The 24,854-nt window shown below is 67.5% G+C and carries 12 protein-coding genes and 1 tRNA gene; 9 read left to right on the plus strand and 4 right to left on the minus strand.

The window, feature by feature from the left end; translation table 11 throughout:
• The first annotated feature begins 69 nt into the window (after nt 1-69).
• Together JD292_RS08895 and JD292_RS08900 are read left to right on the plus strand one after the other, a co-directional pair.
• A complete protein-coding gene (locus JD292_RS08895; RefSeq protein ID WP_200132390.1) occupies nt 70-978 on the plus strand; it encodes a MurR/RpiR family transcriptional regulator in 909 nt (302 codons plus the stop codon).
• Between the two features lie 114 nt (nt 979-1,092).
• Nucleotides 1,093-2,262: a M20 family metallopeptidase gene (locus tag JD292_RS08900; RefSeq protein WP_200132391.1), complete on the plus strand. Its 1,170-nt coding sequence runs from the start codon at nt 1,093-1,095 to the stop codon at nt 2,260-2,262.
• Here JD292_RS08900 and JD292_RS08905 read toward each other — a convergent pair.
• The 4 genes from JD292_RS08905 to JD292_RS08920 all read right to left on the minus strand — a co-directional run bounded on the left by JD292_RS08905 (nt 2,221) and on the right by JD292_RS08920 (nt 5,707).
• Entirely contained in the window at nt 2,221-2,793 is a 573-nt protein-coding gene (locus tag JD292_RS08905) for a GNAT family N-acetyltransferase (protein ID WP_200132392.1), read from the minus strand. The genes JD292_RS08900 and JD292_RS08905 overlap by 42 nt on opposite strands.
• Before the next feature lie 37 nt (nt 2,794-2,830).
• The gene (gene trpS, locus JD292_RS08910; protein ID WP_200132393.1) at nt 2,831-3,841 is read right to left on the minus strand and encodes a tryptophan--tRNA ligase; all 1,011 of its coding nucleotides are present in this window, start codon (nt 3,839-3,841) and stop codon (nt 2,831-2,833) included.
• A gap of 74 nt (nt 3,842-3,915) precedes the next feature.
• Complete coding sequence (locus JD292_RS08915) at nt 3,916-4,776, minus strand: exodeoxyribonuclease III (RefSeq protein WP_200132394.1); 861 nt, start codon at nt 4,774-4,776, stop codon at nt 3,916-3,918.
• Nucleotides 4,777-4,828: 52 nt separating this feature from the next.
• The gene (locus JD292_RS08920) at nt 4,829-5,707 is read right to left on the minus strand and encodes an exodeoxyribonuclease III (protein ID WP_200132395.1); all 879 of its coding nucleotides are present in this window, start codon (nt 5,705-5,707) and stop codon (nt 4,829-4,831) included.
• Between the two features lie 150 nt (nt 5,708-5,857).
• Between JD292_RS08920 and JD292_RS08925 the strand changes: the two genes are divergently transcribed.
• The 7 genes from JD292_RS08925 to JD292_RS08955 all read left to right on the plus strand — a co-directional run bounded on the left by JD292_RS08925 (nt 5,858) and on the right by JD292_RS08955 (nt 24,646).
• Nucleotides 5,858-8,530 carry a LuxR family transcriptional regulator gene (locus tag JD292_RS08925; RefSeq protein WP_200132396.1) on the plus strand — a complete coding sequence of 891 codons (2,673 nt, stop codon included), beginning with the start codon at nt 5,858-5,860 and terminating at the stop codon, nt 8,528-8,530.
• A 160-nt stretch (nt 8,531-8,690) separates the two neighbouring features.
• Nucleotides 8,691-10,778, plus strand: coding sequence for a hypothetical protein (locus JD292_RS08930; protein ID WP_200132397.1), 2,088 nt, complete (start codon nt 8,691-8,693; stop codon nt 10,776-10,778).
• Between the two features lie 206 nt (nt 10,779-10,984).
• Nucleotides 10,985-12,292 (plus strand): LCP family protein, encoded by a 1,308-nt coding sequence (locus tag JD292_RS08935; protein ID WP_200132398.1) that lies wholly within the window; start codon nt 10,985-10,987, stop codon nt 12,290-12,292.
• A gap of 108 nt (nt 12,293-12,400) precedes the next feature.
• A tRNA-Ser gene (locus tag JD292_RS08940) sits at nt 12,401-12,492 on the plus strand.
• Between the two features lie 159 nt (nt 12,493-12,651).
• Nucleotides 12,652-13,284, plus strand: a complete 633-nt coding sequence (locus JD292_RS08945) for a TetR family transcriptional regulator (protein WP_200132399.1) — start codon at nt 12,652-12,654, stop codon at nt 13,282-13,284.
• A gap of 1,140 nt (nt 13,285-14,424) precedes the next feature.
• Nucleotides 14,425-16,911 (plus strand): helix-turn-helix transcriptional regulator, encoded by a 2,487-nt coding sequence (locus tag JD292_RS12190; protein ID WP_233613887.1) that lies wholly within the window; start codon nt 14,425-14,427, stop codon nt 16,909-16,911.
• A gap of 496 nt (nt 16,912-17,407) precedes the next feature.
• A complete protein-coding gene (locus tag JD292_RS08955) occupies nt 17,408-24,646 on the plus strand; it encodes a DUF7927 domain-containing protein (RefSeq protein WP_200132400.1) in 7,239 nt (2,412 codons plus the stop codon).
• The last annotated feature ends 208 nt before the right edge of the window (nt 24,647-24,854 follow it).

Below are 24,854 nucleotides of genomic sequence, written 5' to 3' on the forward strand. Positions count from 1 at the left end.
CCGACGAGATGGCGTGCCGGGCCTCGGAGGAGATCTTCGACCGGGAGGCCGTCGACCGGAGGGAAGCAGATGAAGAGCGAAGCATCGGTGCGAACCGGCCACGAAACCGCGATTGGCGCGGAGGACGACTCCGTCGCCACGCGGATCCGAGAGCGCATGGGCGACTGCAGCCCCGCCGAGCGCAAGGTGGCGAGGGCCCTCCTCGCGGCCTATCCCGTAGCCGGATTTGAGACGGTCGCTGGCCTTGCCGAGCTTGCAGAGGTGAGCGGCGCGACGGTCGTGCGCTTTACAACTCGGCTCGGCTACAGCGGCTTTCCCGACTTCCAGCGCGCGCTGCGCGAGGAACTCGAGCAGCGGAGCGCGTCGCCCTCCTCGCTCTATGGACGCACGGGGATCGCGGCGAGGCCCGCGGCCCCGGGTGACCTCGCTGCCCTTGCCGAGGCCCCGGCCGAGGACCTTCGGGCGACGTTCGGCGGGCTGAGCGACCACGACTTCGAAACGACCGTGCGCGCGCTCGCCGACCCCAAGCGGCGGATCTGGCTCGTGGGTGGACGCTACAGCGGGTTCCTCGCCCAGTACCTCTCTGCGAGCCTCGAGCAGCTGCGGCCCGGGGTGCGCATGGTGCCGCAGATGGCGAGCCTCCGCGGGGCGGCGCTCGGCGGTTTTGATGCGAAGGATGTGCTGATCGCCTTTGATTTCCGCCGCTACGAGACGGAGACGCGGCGGATCGTGCAACTCGCGCGCTCTCGGAAGTCGACGGTCGTGCTTGTCACCGATCGCTGGGTCTCGCCGTGCGCCGGTGACGCCGACACTGTGCTCACGAGCGTTGCTGCCGAGCGCGGTCCCTTCGACTCGGTTGTTCCCGTGATGGCGCTGATCGAGGCGCTGTTCGAGGCGACGCTCGCCCGGATCGGTGAGCCGGCGCGGGCGCGCATTGAACGTATCGAGCAGACCGTGCAGGGGCTCGAGCTGATCTGAGCACGACGCCCCTGCCCGCGGGTGTTCGCCGGAACCTCTAGAAATGTCTATTTCGATTGACGATCCTCATCTGGTTGCTGTAATGATTGTTGCAGAACCACTGAGGGGAGTCGCGTGCACATCGACGTCACCGAGTTATTGCGCCGCGCCGAATGCGCGCGTGAGGCCTACGTCAGAGATCTCGCCGAACTGGTGTCGATCGATTCCGGATCGCTGGACCCCACAGGGGTGAATCGCGTCGCCGACGTCGTCAGCGTTCGTCTCGAGCGACTCGGCTTCGCCGTCGAGCGGGAGAACTCACCCGACCCGCGTTTCGGTGACGTCGTCGTCGGACGCCGCAGCGGCTCCGGCGAGAGGCGCATCGTGCTGTTTGCGCACATGGATACCGTGTTCGAGCGCGGCGACGCCCGTGCTCGTCCGTTTCGGATCGACGAGCGCGGACACGGACGTGGCCCAGGCGTGACCGACGACAAGGCCGGCGTTGTGGCAGGTCTGCATGCAGCGCAACTTCTGATCGATGCGGGGATCGAAAACTACGGGGAACTCCTGCTCGTGTGCACGCCGGACGAGGAGATCGGTTCCCCCGTCGGCGGGCCAGCGCTGCAGCGGGTCGCCGACGGAGCCGATGCGGGCTTCAGTCTCGAATGCGCCCGCGAAAATGGGGACCTCGTGCTCGCCCGTAAGGGTGTCGTCGACTTGGAAGTCGAAGTGCGCGGCGTCGCGGCGCACTCGGGGATCGAGCCGGAGCGCGGCGCGCACGCGGGCCTCGAGGCGGCGCACCTCACGGTCTTCCTCCAGGAGCTCGCCGATCCGGCACGCGAGCTGACCGTGAATGTCGGCATGCTGCGGGCGGGCGAACGCACGAATATCGTGCCTGAGCGGGCCACCCTCACGATCGAGGTGCGGGCAACGCGCACCGAGGCGCTTGACGAGGCGATCGCCTCGATCCGAGATCGGCTCGAGTCACCGGTCGTCGCGGGGACGAGCATCCGGGTTCTCGCCGAGGAATCGTGCCCCCCGCTCGAGGAGACCGCCGCTGGGCGAAGGCTCGGGGGGTATGCGCAGGAAATCGCACGTGAACTGGGCTTCTATCCGGCACTTGCGCGCACCGGTGGGGTATCCGACGGCAATCGTGTCGCAGCCCTCGGAGTGCCGACGCTCGACGGTCTCGGCCCGGTCGGCGGGGGCGATCACAGCCCGAGCGAGTGGCTTGACCTGGACTCGGTACCCGCGCGGGTCGCGCTACTCGCGGCACTCATCGACGCAGCGGCGACCCGGGACTGAATCAGGAGCCGAAGCCAGGGGCTCGCGGAGCGGCGGAGTCGCGTAGGTCGACTCCTCGACGCCCGGCCGGTCTGCCGCATGTTGAATCGAGACGCGGACCATGCCCAGCCGCTCGCAAAGTGCCCGAGAGGGCTCATTATCGGAGTCGGTTGTCGCGATAACTCGCGCGAAACCCCAGGTGTCACGCGCTGCATCGAGAATCGCTCTCACCGCCTCTGTTGCGAGTCCTTTACCCCCGAAGTCCGGATTGAAGACATATCCGATTTCAGCGCTGCCGTCGGAGAGCCAGACGAGCCCAACTTCGCCAACGACCTCAGAAGTTTCGAGCAGCTCGACGAGTAAGACGAGCTCGTCGCCGGGCCCGCAAAACTGCGCCCGGGCGTAGAGCGACAACTCGCTTGAGGTGTGCTCGAGCGTCCAAGTGCCCGCGCTCAGGTGCCGCGCCACGTCCGGTCGTGACCGGTAGGCGAAGACCGCTGCAACGTCTGATTCGCGAGGGCGTCTCAGTCGAAGTCGAGTCGTCTCGAACATGCGCTCACTCACCTGGGAATCACACCCGCGGCGGACCCTACGGCCGCAGTAGCCCGATCCGGTCGTAGACGGTGTCGAGCGTGCGGCTCGCGACCTCGTTCGCGCGCTCGGCAGCGCCCGCGAGCAGGCGGTCGAGTTCGCCGCGGTCGGAGAGCAGCTCCTCGGTGCGCTCGCGGATCGGGCCGAAGGTCTCCTCGACGACCTCGGCGAGGCCCTTCTTGAGGTCGCCGTAGCCGCGGCCAGCGTACTCCGCCTCCAGCGAGGGAATGTCGCGGCCCGTGAGCACCGAGTAGATGCCGAGCAAGTTCGAGACGCCGGGCTTCGCCTCGCGGTCGAAGCGGATCTCGCCGTCCGCGTCGGTAACGGCGCGCATGATCTTCTTCTTCGTGACGTTCGCCGGGTCGAGCACCTTGATGAGCCCGGCCTCGGTGTCGGCCGACTTCGACATCTTCGACGTGGGATCCTGCAGGTCGTAGATCTTCGCTGCGCTCTTCGGGATCGTGGCCTCGGGCACGACGAAGGTCTCGCCGAAGCGGGTGTTGAAGCGGTTCGCGATGTCGCGGGTGAGCTCGACGTGCTGGCGCTGATCCTCGCCCACGGGCACGGAGGCCGCCTGGTAGAGCAGAATGTCCGCCGCCATCAGGATCGGATAGGTGAACAGGCCCACCGAGGTCGAGTCGGAGCCGAAGCGCTGCGACTTGTCCTTGAATTGGGTCATGCGGCTCGCCTCGCCGAAGCCGGTGAGGGTGTTGAGCACCCAGGCGAGCTCGGCGTGGGCGGGCACGTGCGACTGGATGAACAGGGTGGACTTCTCGGGGTCGATGCCCGCGGCGATGTACTGCGCCGCGGTGCGGCGGGTGCGCTCGGCGAGCTCCTTCGGATCCTGCGGGACCGTGATGGCGTGCAGGTTGACGACGCAGAAGAACGCGTCGAAGTCCTCCTGCATCTGAGTCCACTGCTTGAGGGCGCCGATGTAGTTGCCGAGGTGCAGCGAGTCGCTGGACGGCTGCATGCCGGAGAAGATGATGGGCTTTGCGGTTTCGGTCATGACTGAACCTTCGAGATTGATGCGGAGCGTGAAAAGTGCTGGTGCGGCCTGCGAAACGGCCGCCTTTTGGGCGCCTAGGAGGCGCGGTAGTCGACGACGACGGGCGCGTGGTCCGACCAGCGCTCGGCGTAGGAGGCTGCGCGGTCGATCCGATAGTCGGCGACGCGCTCTGCGAGTGCGGGGGTGACGACGTGGTAGTCGATGCGCCAGCCCGTGTCGTTGTCGAAGGCCTGCCCGCGGTTGGACCACCACGAGTAGGGGCCGTCGACCTCGCCCGCCCAGGTGCGTCCGACGTCGACCCAGCCGAGGCCCTGGCCCTCGCTGCCGTCGACGCCCGCGACGGTCTCGCCGGCCGGGCCGAAGAAGCGATCGAAGTAGGCGCGCTCGCGGGGCAGGAAGCCGGAGCGCTTCACGTTGCCCTTCCAGTTCTTGATGTCGAGCTCGCGGTGGCCGACGTTGAAGTCGCCGACGATCGCCGCGAACTCCCGCTCAGCGGCCAGTTCCTGCATGCGGACGCCGAGCGCGTCGAGGAAGGCCCACTTCGCCTCCTGGCGCGGGGTGTCGACCTCGCCCGAGTGCGTGTAGTTGCTCACCACGGTGAACGGCTTGCCGCCCAGTTCGAAGTCGGCCTCGATCCAGCGGCCCGACGACTGGATCCGCTCCTGCTCCTCCGCGGCGCCGAGACCGATGCGGTGAGCGGCGGCGGGCACGCGGCTCGCGATCGCGACGCCCGCGCGGCCCTTGATCTCGCACGGCTCGTGCAGAATGTGCCACTCCTCGCCGAGGAGCTCGAGCAGGTGCTCGTCTTGTGCGCGGACCTCCTGCATGGCGAGCACATCGACGTTCCTGGCCTCCAGCCAGTCGCCCATGCCCTTGCGGAAGGCGGCCCGGATGCCGTTGACGTTGACGGATGCGACGCGCAGGGTTTCAGCCATGCGGACCAGTCTAGTTCGCGCCGCTGACATGCACGCCGTCGCGGGGGATCGCTCAGAACACCATCGGCCGGTCGTACTCGTCCTCGAAGGTGTCGCCGAGGAGCGAGGGATCGATGTCGGCGACGACGGGCACGTGGTCGCTCGGGGAGTCGCCCTTGCGCTCCTCGCGCTCGATGGAGGCGCCCGTGACGGCGTCGGCGAACGCGCGCGACCCCATGATGAAGTCGATGCGCATGCCCTCGTCCTTGGGGAAGCGGCCGGCCTTGTAATCCCAGAACGTGTAGCCCTCCGGCACGATCGGCCGTACGACGTCCTCGACGAGGCCCTCGAAGGAGGCGAACATCGAGCGCTCCTCGGGGGAGACGTGGGTCGAGCGCCCCACAGCGAAGCTCGGGTCGCCCATGTCGCCCTCGAGCGGCGCGATGTTCCAGTCGCCCATCAGGGCGAGCGGCAGATCCGGATCCTCGTCGAGCCAGGCCTCCGTGCTCGTGCGGAGTGCGGTCAGCCAGTCGAGCTTGTAGGCGAGGTGGGGATCGTCGAGTGCGCGCCCGTTCGGCACGTAGAGGCTCCACAGGCGCAGGTCGCCGACGGTGACGCCGATCGCGCGCGCCTCGAGCGGCAGGCCGTTCGGTCCCTCGCCCTGCACCGCCTCCTGGCCCTTGATCGGCTTGCCGAAGCCGGGCATGCCGGGGAAGCTGCGCGCGACGTCGGTCATCTCGTGGCGGCTCGCGATCGCGACGCCGTTCCACTGATTGAGGCCGTGGATCTCCACCTGGTAGCCCGCCTGTTCGAACGCCTCGAGCGGGAACTGGTCCGGACGGCACTTGATCTCCTGCATCGCGAGCACGTCGATGTCCTCGCGGACGAGCCAGTCGACGACACGGCCGAAGCGGGTGCGGATCGAGTTCACGTTCCAGGTGGCAATGCGCATGGAGCCAGCCTAGCCGGGCGGGCTTTCAGCAAATTCCTAGTCGGAGTCTAAATCTGGACTGCTTATATTAATCATTGCGAATCGGATCAGATCGAGTGAAAATAGGGGCATCCGGCCCGCCGCAGCGGGTGCCGGGTCGGGAGGTGCGTCATGAACGACGCGAAGCGTGGTCAGGCCGAGCGGGCGCTCGAACGGCGAGAGGTGCGCCTGCGCGCCGTCGCTGCGCTGCCCGCCCGCCTGGAACGCGTGACCCAGGCGGCACTGCCCGAGGGCTCGCTGACCGTTCTGATCGGCGAGCCGGGGACCGGGAAAGCGAGCCTCGCGGAGGCCGCGGCCCACTTGATCGGCGAGCGAACCGAGCACCCCACTGAGGTTGTGACGCTCCTCCCTCCCCGCGTCGCCGGGCAGCCCGCACCTATCTTCTCGCTCGTCGATCCCGCGGCCGAGGCGGATGGGGCATCCGGCCCGACCGCACGGGCCTCCGGTGCGGGCGTCGCCGCCGATGCCCGCCGCGTGCAGGACCACCTCGAGCGCCTCGCCGAGGGCCGGGCGCTCACGCTCGTCGTCCCGGACGCGGACGACGCAGATCCCCGTGATCTCGCGATCCTCGAGCGCATCATGACCGAAATTCAGCTCCGGATCCTGATCACCGCACGCCGGCAAACGCCCGCGGTCGCGCGGCTGCGACGCCTCGGGCACGGCTCGACGCTGTCGATCGGGCCGCTGTCGGAAGATGAGTCTGAACGCCTGCTCTGCGTGCTGCTCGGTGTCGAACGGATCGAAGGTGGCACGCTGCGACGCTGGGCCGAGGCCTGCGGGGGCAACTCCCACGGGCTTTCGATGCTCGCCGTCGCCGCCGATCAGGCGGGTCAGGTGCGGAGGGCGCGCGGTGCGGCGTGGGCGGCCGACGACGGGTCAGAAGCGGACGCCCCGCCCGAATACGCGTGGCTGATCAGGGAGAGTTGTTCCGCGGAGGAGTGGGAGCTCCTCGAGCGCATCGCGATCGCCGAGCCCGTCGGTGAACTCGCACTGCTGCGGGAACTCGGCTCCGCGACGCTCGGCGGACTGCTCGAGCGCGGACTCGTCGTTTCACGTGACGTCGCCGGTATCGCTGTGCTGCGTTTGGCGCACAGGCTTCTGGGGGCGTCGATCCGGGCGGGCCTGCATCCGAGGAAGCGGCTCGCCCTCAACGATGAGGCGTTTGCACTGCTTGCCCAGGGGTTGGAAGCGCGGACCGCCCCTGAGGACCCTGAGCGCCTGCAGCGGCTCGTCGGCTTCGGGCTCGCGGCAGGGCGGGATCTCCCGCTCGCGTGGCTGTGGGGAGCGTTCCGCGCGCAGGCCCGTGCCGTCGATGCGCGAGAGGGGCTCGGCATCGCTCTCGCCCTCGCCTCCCACCCTGAGGCAAACGACACACAGGTCGCAATGGGACTTGCCCGCGCGGCGCAGCTCGCCCGCAAGATCGGGGACTTCGAGCGACTGCGGGTGATCGTCGAGGCCGCCACCCGCATGATCGAGTCGGGCAGGATCACGGCGGTTGAGACCGCGGGAATCGCCGCCGCGCTCCAGACCGTGGTGATCGTCGAACGCGTCTGGACGGGCGGCTCTGTTGAGGCCGCGCTCACGGATCTTGACCAGCTGCGCGAATCGCTCCAGCCTGATCCCGTGGCGGAGGCCACCACGCGCAGCGGCGTGATGATCGTTCTCAGCATGGTCGGGCGTGTGCGCGAGGCCTGGAGCGCGGCCCCGCGAGCCGAGCTCGCGCAGGATCTCCAGGTCGAGGTCGCGAACGCGCACGGCCGGACGCTCCGGACCCTGTGCATGGTCCAGCGCGGTGAGATCGCGCAGGCCGTAGAGGAGTCGCTGCGCGCCCGAATGCTGAACGGACTCGGCCGCCGGATCGGGGCGGGGATCGGGGACCTCCTCGGCTTCGCCTGGTTCGTCGCGATGTGGGTGAGCGGCGACTCCGCTGGGACGCGCGAGGCCCTCGCGGAGCTGACCGTGGCGGCCGGCGCGCAGGAGGTCGGCGATCTCAGAGCCTCCGGGGTCGCGGAGTGCTGCGAGGTGCTCCTCGCGATCCAGGAGGGCCGCTGGGTCGACGCGGTCGACGCCGGCGAGCGGGCGGCCGATCGATTCGAGCGCGCGGACAGCTACGGGCTCGCTCCCTTCGTGCACGCGGCTCGCGCGCTCGCGCAGGCCGTCCTCGGCGAACGTGATGCCGCGGCCCGCTCGCTCCGGCGAGCCGCGGACCCGACTCCCGGTCTCGCGCAGGCCCTGTGCGGGGTGACGGAGCTGCTCACGCTGCGGGCGCGCCAGTGGCTCGAGGCGCCAGACACGCTCGCCATCGCGGAGCGGCTCGTCGCGCGATCCGAGGAGAGAGGGCACGCCTACGTCGAACTGCTGGCGAGACACTTCGTCGCCGCGGAACGCGGTTCCGTCCCGGCGGGCGATCTCGCCCGGATCCAGCAGCTCGCGATCCACATTGATGCGCCGCTCGGCGACGCAGTCGTCGCTCACGTCGAACGCCTGGCGCACGCCGCGCGCCCCGGAGACGACGACACCGAGCTTCGGGTGCTCGCCGAGCACGGTCTGTGGCTCCCGATCCCGTCGGCGTCGTCGCTCACTCCGCGCGAGCGGGAGATCGCCCTCCTCGCCGCGCTTGGGCACACGAGCCGCTTCATCTCGGAACGCCTGCACATTTCGCCGCGCACGGTGGAGCGGCATCTCTCCAATCTGTTCGGAAAGCTCGGCGTCGAGCGCAGAGACGATCTCCGCGAGTGGGCACTGCGGGAGAGAATTCGGAGACACGCTGCGAAAAATGGGTAATTTGCCCTGATCCCAGGGGGTGCGTGGAATTTTAGGCTCCGTTCAGGGAACGGAACTCACCGGACCACGGCTCCCACCATCGCAGGCGGGTGCCCACTGCAGGAGCGAAGGGCGGTCACCCGCAATGTCTCGTCAATCTCGAACCGGGTCGAAGCGGGGGGTGGGACGCGCGGCAATCGCTTTGCTCGGCGCGATCGCGCTCACCCTCGGCCCAGGAGCACTCGCGGCCCAGGCCGCCGATGCGGTCTCCGCCGCGGGTGCCGCGCCCCAGTCGGGCGTCGCGTCACCGGCGTCGGAAACCGGGTCTGCAACCGGGTCTGCAGCCACGCCGGCCGCCGCGCCCGCGGAAACGCAGGCGCCCGCTGCCGAACCCGTCCCGACGTCCGAAGCGGTTTCGGCTCCGGCGCCGGTTCCCGGTCCCGCGGCCGACCCCGTCTCCGCGCCGGTGAATCAGCCGGCCGATCCGGCACCCGCGACGGATCCCGCAACGCCGGACCCAGCGGCTCAGCCGCCCGCACCGGATCCCGCGCCGCCAACCCAGCCGGCCGCCCAGCCCGAGACCGCGGCCCCGGCTCCGGTCGAGACGCCGGACGCGCCCGCGAAATCGGCCGTCGCGAAGCAGGCTGGGCAGCCGACCCAGGCCGCGGCGAAGCCGGCGGGCGGCGGAGGCAGCAGCAACCCGAAGGTCAAGATCACGATCTGCCACGCGACCGGATCGGCCTCGCATCCGTGGGAGGTCAACACGCCGAACGCGAACGGTGACGTGAGCGGTCACGCCGGGGCGGGCCACCAGGACGGGCGCGACATCATCCCGCCCTTCGACTACCGGGAGAACGGCCAGATCGCGAGCTTCCCTGGTCAGAACTGGGACGCCGCGGGCCAGGCAATTTACAACAATGGCTGCGCAGAGCCGGTAACGCCGCCCGAACCCGGAAACCCGGTGCTCACCGTCACACCGCCGCCCTGCGTCGCCACCGGTGAGCAGCCGCCAAGCTCCGTCTCCGTATCCGTGTCGAACGTGACGGGTTCGAACACGGTGCTCGTCGTCTCGAGCGCCGCCGGAGGAACGACGACGATCCCCGTGACCGCGAACGGAAACTACGCCGTTCCCGTGAGCGGGTACGGAAGCTACCAACTGCAGCTCAAGGTGGGAACAAAGACAGTGCAGAGCGGATCCTTCGAGGTGGCGCACTGCCCGCCCGCTCCCCAGCAGGTGGACTTCTGCCACGCGACGAGCGCGGCCGGGCCGTTCGCGCTCCTCGAGCTCCCGGCCGATGAGGTATTCGCCTCGCACTACGGGAAGGACTCCGCGGACGTGATCCCGCCGTTCCAGCTCGTGCAAAACGGCGTCACGACAACCTACAGCCAGAACTGGGATGCCGACGGCCAGGAATTCTTCGAGGCCGGCTGCAAGAGCGCACCGCCGGAGCCCGAGGAGGGCGCTATCTCGGTGCCGCATCCAGAGTGCTTCGCGGCCGGAGCCGAGCTTCCGGGAACGATCGGGATCAACGTCACGTCACTCACCAGAGTGACCGGTGCGCAGCTGCACGTGCAGCGCGCGCAGGGGGGAAGCACCGATACTCCAGTCGGCGGAACCGGCATCGTGCAGGTGCCGCTCCAGGGGGTCGGGGACTACACGGTGACCCTTGAGAAGGCAGACGGCAGCGTCCTCTCCTCGGGGAGCTTCTCGATCACCCGATGCGGATCGCCTCCGCACCCCATGACCGCGAAGATGAGCGTGCCGCAGCCGGAGTGCTATCCGACCGAGGCATCGCTCCCGGGTGAGATCGCCGTCGACGTGACCGAGCTCACCGGTACGAGCACGGCCACGATGATGATCGACAACGGTGAGGGCTGGACAACCGAGGAGCCCGTCACCGGCACCGGGGAGGTCGACATGCCGCTCCACGGGGTCGGAGACTACACGGTCACACTCTCGGCCGCCGGCAGCGAAACCACGGAGCGAACCTCGGCTCCGAGCGGTCTGACCGTGCTCGCCACCGCCTCGCTCGGCATCTCGCGATGCTCCGAGCCGCCGGTGCCGACGAAGCCGCCGGTGCCGACGAAGCCGCCGGTACCGCAGGTGAATCCGAACCCGCCGCACCCGCCGGTCACGGTGGTGCACGCGAGGCCAGCGCTCGCGATCACCGGTGGTGATCCGGAGAACGCCCTGATCGCAGGGGCCGCGCTCGTCGCGGTCCTCGGCACAGGGATCCTGCTCGCCGCGCGCCGGCGCCACTCGCGCTGATCGACCGCACGAGACGGTCCGGCCGTCCGCCTCCTCATCGGGGAGCCGGGCGGCCGGACCGTGCCGGTTCCCCGGGCTCTTCACGGTCGCGGCCGCCCCGTACGGAGCCTTCTCAACGGTTTCTTCGAGGCGTCATCCAGTCGGGTCGGGTAAATTGACGTGGATTGACGGGCATTTCTGTGCCCGAAACGAACCGGGGAATCACGATGGCCAAAAAGACACCTGCAGAACCGAGGCGCACCGACTTCGTGCGCCACGGCAAGCTGCGTCGCTCGAACGCGTGGGGGAACGCGGTCAAGGTGCTGCTCACGACGGTCCTGGTGGTGGGGCTGAGCGGGGTTGCCACGGCGGCGTACGCCGTATGGGGGCTGATGAGTAACGTCCACACGGTCGAGCTGAATAACGAGGCCTCGACCGTCGGCGCCGGAGATCAGTCGCTCGACGGCGAGCTCACGATTCTCCTCGTCGGCTCCGACAGCCGCAAGGGCCAGAAGATCAATGACGGCGAGGAGGGCGAGCTCAACGATGTGAACCTGCTCCTCCATGTGTCCGCCGACCACAAGAACGCCACGGTCGTGAGCTTCCCGCGCGACCTGATGGTCCCGATCCCGAGCTGCTCCGGACCGAACGGCGAGCCCGACTACTATCCGGCAATGAGCGAGCAGCAGCTCAACAGCACGCTCGAGCAGGGTGGACTGCCCTGCGTCGCGCGCACCATTTCGCAGCTCTCCGGGATGCCGATCAACTACGCCGGTCTCGTCACCTTCGACGGGGTCATCGGCATCTCGAACGCGATCGGCGGCGTCGACGTCTGCCTCACGCAGCCGATCGTCGATCCCGCGACCGATCTCGATCTGCCGGCCGGAGACAACACCCTCGTCGGCAAGGAAGCGCTGCAGTTCCTGCGCACGCGCCACGGCGTCGGCGACGGCGGAGACACGAGCCGGATCAGCAACCAGCAGGTCTTCATGTCCGCGCTCGTTCGCGAAATGAAGAGCGCCGACACGCTCTCGGACCCGCGCAAGGTCTACGGCCTCGCGAAGGCAGCGGTCGAGAACGTGACGTTCTCGAGCAACATGGCGAGCGTCCCCTTCCTGCAGAAGATCGCGGGCACGGTCAAGGACATCAACCTCGACAACATCAACTTCGTGCAGTACCCGGCATCGGACCACCCGTACCAGACGGGCCGCCTCACCCCGGATACCGCCTCGGCTGAGCAGCTGTTCGCGGTGATCAAGAGCGGCAAGCCCTTCGATGTCACCGGCGTCGGCCAGGGCGTCGAGGTCGAGGGGAAGAGCGGGAAGCCCACGACCGGAGCGCCGACCACGCCGGCCGCACCGCCCGAGGGAGGCGCGCCGGCAACAGAGGCGCCCGCGACGGATGCCCCGGCCGGCGGCACTCCCGCCACTCCGGCCCCCACGAAGGGCCCGGACGGGAAGGTGCAGCTCCCCGAGAACATCACGGGCACCAAGGCGAGCCAGCAGACCTGCTCGCAGGGCAGAACCGTGTACTAACGATCCGCCGTTCACGCGGCGTCGGGGAAAACCGGCGCAACCGATCCCGCCCGTCGATTTCCGACGGGCGGGATCGTCCGGTTAGAATGGGTGGCGTTGTTCGCGTATGGAGACGTGCCGGAGCGGCCGAACGGACTTCACTGCTAATGAAGGGTCGGGGTTAAACTCGACCGGGGGTTCAAATCCCCCCGTCTCCGCCAGACGAACAACGTTGAAGCCCCCGGGATCCACTGGTCCCGGGGGCTTCCTTGTGCCTGGGAGGGAGCGCTCCCGCTCGCATGCGGGTGGGATATTCTCGGAGTGTTACGGAGTTACGTGACGCTGTGGCAAGTTGGGGAACGATGCCGGGACGGTCGGGGATGAACGCACGAGAAAGCATGATCAGGGCAGCGGCGAGCGAGATGCTTGCCGATGGCTACGCGGGGTCCTCGCTCGCCTCGATCGCGGCCCGAATCGACCTCACCAAGGGAGCGCTCGCGCGCGAATTTCCGACGAAGGATCTACTCGCCCATGAGGTGCTCGCCGCGATGGCGACCGCGATCCAGCGGGAGCACGCGATCGCCCGCGCGGAATACCCTGACAGCCCGGCACGACGGCTCGTGCGCTTTCTCGTCGGCTTCGATGACAGCGTACGGCGCGAGGTCGAGGTTGCGGCCGCGACGTCGCTCCTCGCTGACCGGGTCCTTCCCGCGGGAATGACGCTGCCCCCGATCGACGCCTGGCGCGCCGCGGTCGGCGAGGTCGTCGGCGAGGCGCATGCCGCGGGAGATATTCCGGCGAACGTCGGCGTCGCTGCCTCTGCCCAGTTCCTCTCTGTGGCGAACCTCGGCAACGCCGTACTCGAGGCGCGAGGCGACGTCGATGGTGCACTTGAGCGGAGCCGGAGTATTCTCAGGCTCGCGATGCGCGCGATCGAACTGGTGGACATGGAGCGCGTGCTCGCCGATGTGCTGGGGGAGGAGCCGGTCGGTCCCGATCTGGCGGCGGCATAGCGCGGCTCGGTCGCGGATCGCGGGCCTGCGGCACCGCGCGCCGTGAGGTGAGGGCGCCGCGGTGGGTGGGATTTCCGCGACGCCCTCGGTCTCATGAGCCGCTCAGTGGCGGCGTCGCGCGGGCGTCGCGAGTGATCCTCGCGAATGCGCGGGTGCGGCGTGCATCGCGGTTGCAGCGACCGCGTGCATGTGCACTCCGGCCCCCGCAAGGAACGGCCCCGTTCCTGACTCGAGGGCTCCCCACCCCGAGCCACCGCGCGCCGCGGTGCGGCGCTCGATGCATGCCATCGATAATCCCCCAGTATCGGTTGTGGTGCGCGACTCCGGAATCTGGTCCCCACGACCTCCGTAGACGCGCGTCTACAAACCTAGACGCAGCCCCGGCAGAAGTGCAAGTGCCAAACCGTGAATATCGCCTCCGATCGGCGGGAATTCCTGTAAAAGTTCGTAGGCACTGCGCGTTGCCTGCCGCTAACGGGGCGCGTGGCATGCACGCGAAGGAAAGGTGCTTTCGGAGTTCGCGGGCAAGTGCCAGGTGCCAGCAGGCATCGTATTCCGAACTTGGCATACGGGTGGCGCGGAGGCACACCGTGCGCGGCGCGCGGGTGGCGAAGGGGAGCGGCCCCATTCGCCTTCTGCCGCGGGGAAGGGGCCGATTGCGAGCGATATTGCGGAATTCAGTGCGTTCGTCGACGGGTGAAGTGGAGGTTGAAATGGGGCGACCCGGAATCCTTTCAGTGAATCTCCCCTGGAACTCATGTGATACTCGACATCGCCGGTTATGTCGAACGGATTCGCCGGGCCACTCCCCATACGGTCCGGCACCTCAACACGGGTCCGTTCCACTCTCCCCCGGTATCGCCTCGCGTACGGCCCCCAAGTAGTGCGCGGGGCTGGGCCCGTCCGAGCGCTTCCCCAAGCTCCGGACGGGCCCCTCTCTGCTTACTAAGGAGCTCACGCGGATTCGTGCTGACGATCCTTCGTTTCCAGCGAATCGCGTACAAATCAACTTCGGGAGAATTGCGTCAGAGCGGGTGATCATTCGGGTGATGCAAAGATAGATGCTGTCGTAAAAGTATGCTTCGAGTGCCGCCTCAACGGGGAAGCGGCAGTGCGGGGAACTGCGGTCCGGGGGGACAAATGATGTATCAAGACGTGACGCCATCGGGAGCGAGGTGGCGCCAGCTCTATGCGCATGGCGAGCCGCCCGTCGTGCTGCACCGCACGGGACTCGTGCAGCGAATTCTTGGCGACGGGAATCCGTGGACCGCGATCGCCGCCGCACCCGGGATGGGAAAGACCACGCTCCTGCAGCAGACCGCAAGGGCCTACGGCGAGTCCGGACGCGACGTCACATTCCTGCCGCTCTTCTCGCGGCACACGCCCCCTTCCGTCCTCGTTGAGGGGCTCGCCCGTGGCAGTATCGGCCCCAACAGCGCCGTCCTCATCGACGATTTCGACTGGTTCGACGTACAGGCCGGCGCGCGATGGATCGTCGACGAACTCCTCGCTTCCGGGGCACGCCTGGTCACCGCGTCCGTTGACTCACCCGCATGGGCGGTGAACGCATCCGAGGCCCCTGACGTGATCGGGCCCGCTGATCTCTCCTTCACCCGCGCGGAGCACGCCCAACTGTTTCGGGCAGCCGACCTCGGCCCGGATAGCGCGGCAGCCGAGGAACTCGTATGGCAGGTCGCGCGCGGTGGCGCCGCAGGAACGGCGTTCTGCCTCGAGACGCTCGTGCGCAGGCCCGGGGACATGATCGCCGTCGAGCAGTCCTACAAGGACCTCGCGTCGGTGAGCCTCCTGATCTGCCGAAACGATGTTCCTGCGGACTCGACCGGCCGCGGAATGCTCGCCAGCTCGCAAAAGATCCGGCTCCTCCCGCAGCTGTCCGTTCCGCTCGTCGCCTCGTTCCTCGGTCAGGCGGCAGCGGACTCGCTCGACACCCTGTCTCGCCAGCCCACGGTGCTGGAGCCGGCGCGGGCTCGCGAGCACTACTTCGAGTGGGCGGAGGCGTTCTGGAACGCGTTCAATCACGCGGGACTCGACAACAACGAGATGCGGCTCCTCATGGCCGACGACCTTCGGAAACTCGGGGCGGCGATCGATGAGCTCTGGCAGCGGATCTTCCTCGGGCACTGGGAGCGCGCGGAGGAGATCCTGGCGGAGGAGTATCTCCGTGCAGAGGCACTCCTCCCCGGAGTGGTCAGAGCGCACCTGATCGGCGCGAACGTGGCGGGTTTCCCGCTCTGCGAATCCCTACAGCTGAGCACCCGCGCCAGCGCCGACGGCCGCACGAGCCGCACCCGTTCGCGTAATTTCGTGCGACGCGCAATCGACGTGGAGAACCCGGTCCGGGCGGCACTGGTGCGAGCGCTGCAGTCCCGGGCCGCACTGCAGGTCGCGGATACCGCATCCGCTGAGGCGCGACTCCGCGAGGCGTGGAGTCTCCTGCGGGCGCTCCCGGTCGCCCTGCGTAGTGCCTCCGGCTTCGTCAGCGCGGTCGCGGTGCTCGCGCGTGTGCTCGCGGGTCTCAACTGGTTCGGCGGTGCCTGGAACGCGCTGCTCTGGATCAGCCGCCGCACGGAGCTGCAACGCGAGGACCAGGATCTCTTCTGGGCACTCGAGTCGCTGGCCTATTTCTATCCGGAGCGGGGAATCGTCGAGCTTCCATCCGATGGGCCCGGATCCTGTCCGCTGGCCAGGGCAGGCGTGCTCGCGGTCGAGCGCGGCGTCGCGTCTGCGGCCTGGGTCCTGCTCGATGCTGGCGAACCCCGGCTCGCCTCCGAGTTCGTGCGTGCGCGACGTTCCGGAACGTCCGAGGCCCCCGACGTGGGCATCTCGGACGCGGCCAATCTTCTCGGCCTCCTGCTCAGCGGTGATTCTGCCGAGGCGCTACGCGAGTTCGATCGGATCCAGGGTGAGGGGTCGGTCTCGACGGATTCGCCGCTGACCAAGTGGATGGGAATTGTCGCGATGCTCGCAGAGGGGCGCAGTGGCGAGGCTGCTGACCTCCTCGGCACGCTCCCCGCTGACTGGGAGCTGACCCGGATCGCGACGCTGCACTACCAGCTGATCGTGGGAAACCGGGCGCGGGCAACCGAGCCGGAACGCCTGATCAACCGTCTGGGGCCTCGGGGGCGCGCGTTCAATTCGGTGGTGCGTGCAGTCGGGCTCGCCCGCGACGGGTTCGCCGAACGGGTGCGGGAAGCGCTGCTCAGCGCTCATGCACTGGGGGGTGCTGGTTCGGTGAGACTCGCGCTGACGCTCCTCCCGCGTGCAGATGTCGAACTGTTCTCCTCCGCGGTCGAGCGGGACGCGGAGCAGCGCGGGGTGCGGCGTTCCGGCGAAGAGGAACTGCGGCGCCTGATCGCGAACCGGCTCGAGGAGAGCGACGTGTTCTCCCCGCCGGCACGAACGATCTCGCTGACCGAGCGCGAGCTCATTGTGCTCGCCGCGATCGATCGAGGGATGTCGCTCGCGGAGATCGCGAGTGAGGAGTTCGTCAGCGTGAACACCGTAAAATCCCAGATCAACTCCCTGAAGCGAAAGCTTGGGGTGACCGGACCTCGCGAGGCGGCGGTCGAAGCCGCGGTGCAGCTGGGGTTGATCCGTCGGCGATAGCACGTTCCCGTTTCGGCTGGGTTTCCTCTGGGCGTCCAGGATGCGGCGTCGAGCTCCCGCCCCTGGAAATGCTGCCGGAGAGCGAAATCGGACCGGGTTTACGTTTGATCTGCCCTTTTCACCCACTGAATCACCCGGCTGGCCTGAACCGCGCGTTCGAGGTCAAAGTGGGGTGAATTTGCCCGTGTTTGGCGTCGAGAAATATCGTCCCTTGTGGAGCAAAAACCCTGATCATAATCACTTTCTTGTGTGATATCGAGACGATCAGTACGCACATAGCAGATTCTAAATTAACCACGTCAGAAGGGTGTGTGAGGGCGTGGCGGACCCTGAACCTTCTCTGTACGCTCATGAGGGCATGGTGATTCGCGTCGTCCCGTAATACGTCGCGCGGGTGCGGAACAAACTTCCTGTTCAGGGATGGAGGTTTGGGGCCGACCCGGCATCGGGGGTTCTCGCGTAATCTCATGCAGTTCATTAATGGGGGGAAACCAATATGAATTTCGCTGTCCGGAAGAGTTCCCTGCGTGGGAAGCCGAGGCCCGATGCCTCGACGAAGCGCAGGGGCGGGATCTCGCTGACGATGGCCGCGCTCATGGTGCTCGGCCTCGTCGTCGCACCGACGGCCGCCGCCACCGCGGCGCCGGGAGACCTCGCCTCGGGCGTCGTCGTAGTCGACTCGAACAAGAACAACGCCATCGACTCGGGCGCCACTGGCTCCAATGACACACCGCTCGCGGGAGTCAAGGTCACCCTCAGGGGTACGAATCCTGACCACCCGGGATGGACGGTCACGACCGACGCCCAGGGGCACTGGAGCTTCCCGGCGAACGTGGACCACTCGGCCTCGCCCGGGCCGTTCAAGGTGACCCTCGATGCCGCGGGCGTCAACGGCAACGCCTATCTGACGCCGACGACGCCGAGCCCCGGCGTCAACGATTTCACGCGCGTCTCCGGACAGCCGCAGCGCGCCGTCGCCGATGTCCCCGCGAACGCCAACGACCTCAAGCTCAACGCGCTCGTCTATCCGACCTGGTCCACCAACGTCATCGCGCTCGCCGATCCGGCCGGGTACGACGGCAAGGCAATTTACACGGGCACCGCACCGTTCGACGGGAACGACACCGAGCCCGGTTTCGACCGTGGCGAAGGCAACAATCGCGTCAGGACCTCCGACGTGATCAACTACAACTGGTCCGTCACCGCGAACGCCGAGCAGGACACGAAGTCGAACTTCACCAGCTGGTTCGAGCAGACGATCACGCTCGGGCCCGGCGCGATCGCGACTTTCGGTCAGATCCCCACGAGCTGCGACGCGGCGACCAGCACCATCACCGCCCTCCCCTCGGGCACCGTGCTGAAGCCCCGCGTCGATCCGCCGGCTGGCACGACCTCGGTGGTCCTCAAGTGCAACCTCGGCCTCATGGGCTCCGACGTCGGCCAGAAGACGCTCGACTCGCAGGTGTTCGTCTCGGGCAGCTCGCAGAACGGCGCAACCTTCACCACCTCGGTCCGCACCTACGGCGCGACGCCGGAGGGCGTGACGACCGCGCGGCCCGACGGCCCGCACCAGTTCGGCCCGTTCGAGATTACGGCCGCCCCCCGGTACGACCTCGAGAAGCAGCGGCCGTGGGTGTGGCAGCTCGGCGAGAAGACGGTGAACGGCCAGAAGAAATTCGGCTGGGAGGTCGTGTACTCCGTGCAGATCAGCACGGATCGGAAAACGGGCGTCGAGGCCTTCAAGCAGCCGGTTACCTTCGAGGATTCGTTCTGGGCGACCAGCAACGACGGCAAGGCGACGCTCCAGCCGGGCTTCGAGTGGGAGATGGTGTCGTGCGAACCCGACGTGGGGAACACGTCGGTCGGCCCTGGCGGGACCACGGTTTACGGCAAGATCGGCGGTCCGGACACCTCGGGCAAGGGCAAGAGCGACGCGTCCAACTCCGTCGTCGACTCCGGGTCCTGCGCGTTCCAGCGCACGGGTGACCCCAAGACAGGCAAATACCTGATCACACTCAGTGGTATTGACACCTCGGGCGCGAGTTTCCCGACGAAGTCGAAGGAGGGCACGCAGCTTCCCGCGAACAAGTTCTACGTGGGCGCGTACGCCATCAAGATCTTCGTGCCCTTCGAGGCGGTCGACGCGATGGACGGCATCCCTGGCAACGCCACGGGCACGGCGAAGATCGGCAACCGGGTCGGCGACTTCGATCCGAATGGAATCTCCGGCGCGAGCAACTACGGATCGGGCTTCGAGCCCGGCTACTGCCAGCCCGGACCGGGATCCGACCAGAACACCAAGTGCGCCAAGGTGCCGAACGGCAGCCAGAGCAACAACGTTGCGGCGCTCACGGACCTCACGATCAGCCCGGGCTCCTGGGGCAAGGTGCTCTCGAACCCGCGCGGAACCTACTGGTTCCGTAACGCTCCGCTCCCCGAATCGGCGAACACGCTGGGCGACGGCAGCGGCCAGGTCCAGCCGGGACAGACCTTCGCCTCGTCGATCGCGACGAAGGCGCAGCTCGACATGAAGAACTTCGAGTCCTGCGACGTCTTCGACAACTCGATGATGAAGCTCGATCTGCTGAAGAACATCCCGGGCGATAACGACAACCCGAACTATCCGATCTGGAACTCCTCGTACTCGGCCGTGTCGCAGGTCGCTCCGGGACAGAGTGAGGTCGATCGCTCCAAGATGGAGGCGTTCCAGTCGAACTTCACCACGAAGTACGCGCACGTCGACCTCACGGGCGACTCGGCCAACACCGGTACTTTTGACGATCCGCATAACCGCTGGAAGGGCGACTGGACGAAGCAGCGCGCTGCTGCGAGCGGCACCGGGATCGCCTGCGGGAACCCGAATGTCACCTGGTACGACTCGCCGGATCAGGTCCCGGGCGGCATCGACGCGGTCAACGCCGTGTGGCTGAAGGCGAAGCCGGGCTACGTGCAGCCGGCCTCCTCCCAGCTGATCTGGGTGCTCGGCCTGCAGCAGCGGGACACCTTCTTCGGCGGGCCGAACGACGGCAAGCAGATCCCCGAGCTCACGATCGCGGCGAACTTCGCGAACGTGCAGTCGGATTCCTTTGGGAAGTGGGTGCCAGAGAACGGTTTCATCCCCGGGGCTGGGAACACCTCGGGCCAGAACTGGGCCGACCGGAAGCCGTCGAACATGGGCGACCGCTGGTCGCTCGTCCGAGCGCAGATGGCGATCACGAAGCACACGATCAACGGCAAGGTCGACGGTGTCGACGCGACGGGCGCATCGAACGTCGGAGTAACGGGTTCGGCGAAGGCCGGCACCCCGGTGATCTGGCAGATCGATCCGACTCTGACGGCAACGAACCCGTCGCCGGCGCCGGTTCCGAACGTCGTCGTGACCGACACGCTGCCCAAGGGCGTCGAGTACGATGCGATCGCGACCGCAGCGATCGCCGGCAACCTGGCTCCCGGCACCGCGACCACCAACGCCGACGGAACCACGACGCTGACCTGGAATTTGGGCACGCGAACTCCGAACGAACCGGTCGGCCCGTTCAAGGTCGTCACGCGGATCGACCCGCTCCTGCCGAACAACACGAGCCTCGTGAACAAGACCGAGATTCGTGCGGATGGGGTCAGCTACAACAAGAGCTCGCACTTCGACGATCACACGGTCGTTGTCACGCAGCCCGGTTCGCTGCAACTGAAGAAGTCGGTCGATGCGCCGCTCGACGTGCAGGACAAGAATCAGGTCTACACGCTCCAGGTTCGGAACTTCGCCGAGACCCTGCGGGTGCAGGCCCCGACGATCATCGACGTTATGCCGTACAACGGCGACGCGACGAACGACGCGCTCGTGAACCGCAACCCGGCCTCGAAGTACTCCGGAACGTCGAAGCTCAGCGGGGCGCCGCAGGCGTTCCTGTTCGACGGGGCCACCCCCGCCGAGGGGACGTTCTATTACACGACGATCGATCCGGCGAAGGTCCCGCAGGACCTGAACAAGGACACGGACCCGTCAATCTGGTCGACGACTTTCACGACCGATGCAACCGCGTGGAAGTTCGTCGCCAAGAACCCGCTCGAGCGCACCGCAGCGGGTGCGACCTCGGGCCTTCAGATCAAGTTCACGATGAACCAGGATCAGAACGCCGCGGGCGACCTGTACGTCAACCGCTTCACCGCCTTCAGCGACACCTTCAAGGACAACGGCACCTACCAGATGCTGACCTCCAACCAGGTGATGGTCCGCGTTCTCGGATACTCGATCGGTGATCTGATCTGGTTCGACGCGAACAACGACGGCAAGTTCACCCCGGGTGTCGACACCATGGCACCCGAGGGAGTCAAGGTCGAGGTCTACGACAACGCGACCGGAAAGATCGTCAAGGGCGGCAACGTCACGACGAACAAGGACGGCCGCTGGGTGGTCAACGATCTGCCCGAGGGCAGCTATTACGCCGTGATCCCGGCCTCGGAGCTCGCTCCGGGTGGTCCGCTCGCCGGCTACGTCGCGCAGACGGTGGGCTATCAGGCCGATCCGAACAACAACGTGAACGAGGCCGGTGACCACAATGGCGCAGCCCAGAGCGACGGCTCGATCAAGACCGGAGCGCTTACGCTGAAGGCCCTGGTCAACGGCGACAAGATCAACGGCCAGGCGCCGCTGAACGACAACACGGGCAACATGCCCGTGACGCCGGGCACGACCGACGACTTCACGAACTTCACGCTGGACATGGCGCTCAAGGCGCCCCCGGGGTACAAGTTCACGAAGACCGCTGATCCGGTCTCGGGCACCGCCGTTCAGGCCGGTTCGACCATCACGTACACCGTGACCGGTGAGAACACGGGCAAGACGCCGCTCGATGTGGTCATCAACGATGACCTCACGAAGGTGCTCGAGTTCGCGACGCTCACCGACGGCCCCACGGCGACGATCGACGGCGCAGCTGCGAATCCCGCCGCGGAGCTGAGCGGCACCGCGCTCTCCTGGAAGGGTGCGCTGAAGCCCGGACAGAAGGTCACGGTCGTCTACACGGTGACGGTGAACACGGGCCATGAGGGCGAGACCGTGAATAACCACGCCTCGTCCACCGCGACCCCGCCGTACGATCCGCCCATCACGCCTCCGGACGTGGTGACCGAGCACCCGATCCCCGGGTACGACTTCACCAAGACCGCGGATCCCCAGTCGGGCACCGCCGTCCAGCCGGGCGACACGATCACCTACACGCTGACGGGGACGAACACGGGCGCTACTGTGCTCGACCCGGTCAACATCACGGATGACCTGTCGAAGGTGCTGAACCATGCCGATCTGGTCGGTCAGCCGACCATCTCGGTCACGGGTGGCCTCGTGGTTCCGGTTCCGGATCCCGCGCTGAACGGAACGACGCTGAACTGGACCGGCAAACTCGATCCGAAGCAGACGGTCACCATCAGCTACACGGTGAAGGTGAAGTCCGATGCCTGGGGCGTTCTCCTCGAGAACCACGCCTCGTCGGACGCGACGCCGCCGCTGCTGCCGCCGATCACGCCCCCGGATGTGACGACGGAGCACCCGACGCCGAAGTACGAGTTCGCCAAAACCGCCGATCCCGCGACGGGAACCGCTGTCCAGCCGGGTGACACGATCACCTACACGCTGACGGGGACCAACTCGGGCAAGACGGATCTCGACCCGGTCGTCATTCACGACGACCTGTCGAAGGTGCTGGACAACGCCACGATCACGACGGCTCCGGCCGCCACGATCAACGGCGCACCCGCGACGGATCCCATCCAGTCGGGCACGAGCCTCGACTGGAACGGCGCCCTCAAGCCGGGCGAGACGGTGACGATCACCTACACGGTGACGCTGAACGATGACGCGTGGGGCGTGCTCCTCGAGAACCACGCGTCCTCCTCCGCGACGCCGCCGACCGGTCCGCCCATCACGCCCCCGGACGTGAAGACCGAGCATCCGACCCCGAAGTACGAGTTCACGAAGACCTCGGACCCGAAGTCGGGCACGGCGGTCCAGCCGAACGACACGATCACCTACACCCTCACGGGGAAGAACTCGGGCAAGACCGTGCTCGATCCCGTGAACATCACGGATGATCTGTCGAAGGTGCTGAACAACGCAGCGATTCAGGGCGACCCGACGGTCGCCATCGTGAACGCAGCTGACGGATCACCCGCCGCGGCGACCCCGCTGCCGGTGAACCTGAACGGCACCGACCTCAGCTGGAGCGGCACGCTCGAGCCGGGTCAGAACGTGGTGATCACGTACACGGTGAAGTTGAACGAAGACGCATGGGGTGTTCTCCTGAACAACCACGCCTCCTCGACGGCCACGCCGCCGACCGGTCCGCCCATCACCCCGCCGGAGGTCACAACCGAGCATCCGACGCCGAAGTACGAGTTCGCGAAGACCTCGGACCCGAAGTCGGGCACGGCCGTGAACCCGGGCCAGACGATCACCTACACGCTGACCGGCACCAACTCCGGGAAGACGGATCTCGATCCGGTCGTCATCAACGATGACCTGTCGAAGGTGCTGAACAACGCCGAACTGACGACCGCCCCCGAGGCGACCATCGCCGGTGAGAGCAACGTTCCGGCGCCCGAGGTGAACGGTACGGACGTGAGGTGGACCGGCTCGCTGAAGCCGGGCCAGGAGGTCAAGATCACGTACACGGTCACCCTGAACAAGGACGCCACCGGCGTGATCGTGAACAACCACGCCTCGTCGACGGCAACGCCGCCGACCGGCCCGCCCATCACCCCGCCCGAGGTTGAGACCTGGCACCCGACCCCCGGTTACACGTTCACGAAGAACGCGAACCCGGTCACGGGCTCGGCGGTTCAGGCCGGCGATCTGATCACGTACACGCTGACCGGCGTGAACTCGGGTCAGACGGTGCTCGATCCGGTGACCGTCTCGGACGACATGTCCGGCGTCCTCGAGTTCGCCACGATGGAGCAGGCTCCGACCGCGAAGATCATCTCGGAGACGGGTGTGACCCCGGCCACGGCACCTGACGTGAACGGGACCAACCTCTCCTGGAATGGTTCGCTGCAGAAGGGCGAGCGCGTCGAGATCACCTACACCGTTCAGGTGAAGGCCGGTTTCGAGGGCAAGACGCTCCACAACCGGGCGAAGTCGGAAGCGACCCCGCCGGAGCTGCCGCCGATCACGCCACCCGAGGTCGTGACCGAGCACCCGATCCCCGGGTTCACGGTGACGAAGTCGAGCGATCCGAAGTCGGGTTCCACGGTGAAGCCGGGCTCGACGGTGACGTACACGGTGACGGGGTCGAACACCGGCGCGACCGTCCTCGACCCGGTCAACCTGACGGATGACCTGTCGAAGGTGCTCAACCACGCGAAGATGTCCGACGCGGCCTCGGCCGTGATCGTCGGCGAGGACGGCGGCCACACGAAGGCCACCGCTCCGAAGCTGTCGGGCACGACCCTCACATGGGACGGCAAGCTCGCCATCGGTGAGCGCGTCGAGCTGAGCTACACGGTCAGGATCAACGATGACGCCACGGGCGTGAAGATCCGCAACGTCGTGACGGGCACGGCAACGCCTCCGGGCCTGCCGCCCATCGCGCCGCCGCCTGCGGAGACCACGCACCAGACGGCTTCGGGCCTCGAGGTCACGGGTGGCGAGAGCCTCTGGGGCGTCGCCGGAATCGGCGCGCTGCTCCTCGCCGCCGGTGGAGTCCTGATGATCCGCCGCCGCAAGCAGCAGAGGGCCTAACCCCGAGGTGGTCGCCCGGAAACGGGCGGCCGCCGCGGTACCCAGATCAGGGGGTGCACTCGGGAAGCCGAGGGCACCCCCTGATCATGTTCCCGGGGCAATTGGCCAGCGGACCCCCACCCGAATCAGACCCGCGCGGCGCGCGGCACGCGGCTGCGGGTGCGGTGTGCGGGGACGGTGCGGAGCGATTCTGCGAGACCCGGGTGTG

It is taken from the genome of Leucobacter edaphi (assembly GCF_016522535.1).
In the GTDB taxonomy this organism is placed as follows: domain Bacteria; phylum Actinomycetota; class Actinomycetes; order Actinomycetales; family Microbacteriaceae; genus Leucobacter; species Leucobacter edaphi.